General features: G+C 67.8%; 4 protein-coding genes. 1 reads left to right on the top strand and 3 read right to left on the bottom strand.

The genetic code is table 11. The annotated features are described in order from the left end of the window. Positions 1-592: EamA family transporter (locus C5O18_RS07980; RefSeq protein WP_206389799.1), on the bottom strand; the 592-nt coding region annotated here is incomplete at its 3' end. A 76-nt stretch (positions 593-668) separates the two neighbouring features. Between C5O18_RS07980 and C5O18_RS07975 the strand changes: the two genes are divergently transcribed. After that, a complete protein-coding gene (locus C5O18_RS07975; protein ID WP_105192988.1) occupies positions 669-1,958 on the top strand; it encodes an MFS transporter in 1,290 nt (429 codons plus the stop codon). Between the two features lie 204 nt (positions 1,959-2,162). Here the strand turns inward: C5O18_RS07975 and C5O18_RS07970 are convergent, their stop codons facing one another. Both C5O18_RS07970 and C5O18_RS07965 read right to left on the bottom strand, forming a co-directional pair. Then, complete coding sequence (locus C5O18_RS07970) at positions 2,163-2,588, bottom strand: PaaI family thioesterase (RefSeq protein ID WP_105192986.1); 426 nt, start codon at positions 2,586-2,588, stop codon at positions 2,163-2,165. Further along, positions 2,585-3,070 (bottom strand): PaaI family thioesterase (locus tag C5O18_RS07965; protein ID WP_206389798.1); only part of this gene is annotated, 486 nt, incomplete at its 5' end. The genes C5O18_RS07965 and C5O18_RS07970, both read right to left, overlap by 4 nt.

Below are 3,070 nucleotides of genomic sequence, written 5' to 3'. Positions count from 1 at the left end.
TGAGCACGATGGCGGTGAGCGCCAGCGGCGGCACCTTGTCGCCGCGGCCGCCGGGCGCGCCCGGTCGCTCGTTGGCGGCGCGCGTGTTGAGGATGTAGAACAGCGCGAAGATGCCCGCCGCCAGCACGTAGAACAGCTGGCCCGGCGCCGGCCGCAGGCCGTGCTGCAGGAACAGCAGCGCCAGGCCGGCGCCGGCCACCGGCAGCGCCAGCCATGTGCTCAGCGGCGCTCGCTCGCCGAACAGCAGGGCGGCGAGCAGCGGCACCAGCACCACGCCGAGGTTGGTCAGGAACGCGCCTTCGCCAAGATGCCCGCCGGCATGCAGGCCCATGATCCAGCAGCTCATGCCGAAGCCGAACACCATGCCAACCCGCGTCGCGCGACGGATCTGGCGCACGTTCAGGGCACGGATCTGACGCCATCCGAGCAGTGCCAGCAGCAGCCCGGCGAGCAGGAAGCGCAGCGCCATGAACAGCAGCGGCGGCATGAGCAGCACCGCTTCCTTGGAGAATATCCAGCTCACCGCCGCCAGCAGCGTGACCAGGACCAGGAGAAGATCGGCCTTGAGCGAGGCCGCAGCGGAAGATGACATTGCCATGCGTTCCTGAACAGGAAAGAATCCGGGCTGAACAATCCGCGATCTTACTGCATCCACCCGGTCCTTCCCCATGAATCCAGCAGCCACCGCCGACACGCCGGCCAATCCGGCCAGCCGCGTGCTCTTCGCCAGCCTGATCGGCACCACCATCGAGTTCTTCGACTTCTACATCTACGCCACGGCGGCGGTGCTGGTGTTCCCGCAGCTGTTCTTCCCGGACTCGGACCCGACCTCGGCCACGCTGCAGTCGCTGGCCACCTTCGCCATCGCCTTTTTCGCGCGCCCGCTGGGCTCGGCGGTGTTCGGCCATTTCGGCGACCGCATCGGCCGCAAGGCCACGCTGGTGGCGGCACTGCTGACCATGGGCCTGTCGACGGTGATCATCGGCCTGCTGCCGACCTACGCCCAGATCGGCGTGCTGGCACCGCTGCTGCTGGCCATCTGCCGCTTCGGCCAGGGCTTCGGCCTGGGCGGGGAGTGGGGCGGCGCCGTGCTGCTGGCGACCGAGAACGCGCCGCCCGGCAAGCGCGCCTGGTTCGGCATGTTCCCGCAACTGGGCGCGCCGCTGGGCTTCCTGCTCTCCACCGGCTGCTTCCTGGCGCTGACGCACTGGCTCAGCGAAGCCGACTTCATGGCCTGGGGCTGGCGCATTCCGTTCATCGCCAGCAGCCTGCTGGTGCTGGTCGGCCTCTATGTGCGCCTGCGCATCACCGAAACGCCATCCTTCCGGAAAACCCTGGAACGCAACGAACGTGTCGAAGTGCCCATGCTGACCCTGTTCCGCGAACACAGCCGGGTTCTGGTGCTGGGCACCCTGATCGCCCTCACCGTGTTCGTGGTGTTCTACCTGATGACCGTGTTCTCGCTGAGTTGGGGCACCTCGGCACTGGGCTTCAGTCGCGAGGAGTTCCTCAAGTTGCAGATGATCGGCGTGCTGTTCTTCGCCGCCACCATCCCGCTTTCCGCCGTGCTCGCCGACCGCTTCGGCCGCTACCCCACGCTGGTCGTCAGCAACCTGCTGATGATCGCCTTCGCCTTCAGCTTCGAATCGCTGTTCAGTGTCGGCGACGCCTCGAGCACGCTGCTGTTCCTGAGCATCGGCCTGGGCCTGATGGGTCTGGGCTACGGACCGCTGGGCACCATCCTGTCGGAACTGTTCCCGACCGCGGTGCGCTACACGGGGTCATCGCTGGCATTCAACCTCGCCGGCATCTTCGGCGCCTCGCTGGCACCCTACGCCGCCACCTGGCTGGCTACCCACCACGGCATCGGCTCGGTCGGCTACTACCTGGCCGGGGCGGCCGTGCTGGCGCTGATCGCTTTGCTGCTGACCGGGGAGACCCGCCAGCGCCAGGATTGAGTTCGTCCTGTCTCCGTCCGGGGCCCACGGCCTCCGGAAAAACGCCTTCGCTACAATTTCCGGAGGCCGTGGGCCCCGGACGGGAATACCCGCCTGCATCAGATCCCGGCACTGCGGGGCCGTCGGTCTGGAGAGAAGATGCGGGCCGGAAATTGTAGCGAAGGCGTTTTTCCGGCCCGCATCTTCTCTCCAGGCCGACAGACACTAACCGTTGCTGAGCAGGAAATGCGCCCGCGCCACGGCGACCGGCTTGTCGCGGCTTTCCTGCCAGGCGGTCATCAGCACGTTGGCAACGCGCTTGCCCTGCTTGGTCACGCTGCACTGGGCGTACAGCGTCTCGGCCTTGCCGGAGCGCAGGTAGTCGATCGAGAAGTCCACCGTGCGCGGCAGCTCCACCGACTCGCGGACCCAGAGCAGATGCAGCAGCGCCGCCGTCTCCAGGAAACCGCCGATGACCCCGCCATGCAGCGCCGGCAGTCCGTCGTTGCCGATGTTGTGCGCCTGGTAGGGCAGCACGAACAGCAGGCCGTCATCGCCTTCCTGCATCTGCACGCCCAGCAGCTGGGCATAAGGGGACTCCGCCAGGACATCGGCGAAATTTTCCGGCAGGCGCCGCTCCGGCCCGCTCATTTCGCCACCTCCTGCTGCCGCGCCGCGTCGCCCTTGCCGATGGCGGCGCTGCTGGAGCCGCGCATGAAGGTACCAACGCTGTAGGCCACCGGCTGGCTGTCGTCATCCTGATAGGCGGTGGCGCGGGTGAAGGCGATCTCGCGCGTCAGCCGGTAGCACTCGGCGGTGCAGTAGACCGGCATGCCGGGGGTCGCCGGACGCAGGTAGTCGATGCGCAGGTCGAGCGTGGCGATGGCCTCCGGCGCCTCCAGCAGCGAGAAGATGCTGAGCGCGCTGCTGGAGTCGACCAGCGAGGTGATGACCCCGCCGTGCAGCACCCCGCGCTGACGGTTGCCGACCAGCTTTTCCTGGTACGGCAGCAGCAGGGTGACGCGGCCGCGCTCGCCCTGCATGAAGCGGATGCCGATGGTGGCGGCATGGGGAATGGCGCACATCCACTCGGCCACCCGGTCGAAGACCGGCTGGCTGGCAACGGGCAGGGG

Origin of the sequence: Amnimonas aquatica, assembly GCF_002943415.1 — a bacterium.
GTDB lineage: Bacteria > Pseudomonadota > Gammaproteobacteria > Pseudomonadales > Moraxellaceae > Perlucidibaca > Perlucidibaca aquatica_A.
Note: the sequence above shows the minus strand (reverse complement) of the source record. Positions and strands in the feature narration are given on the sequence as shown.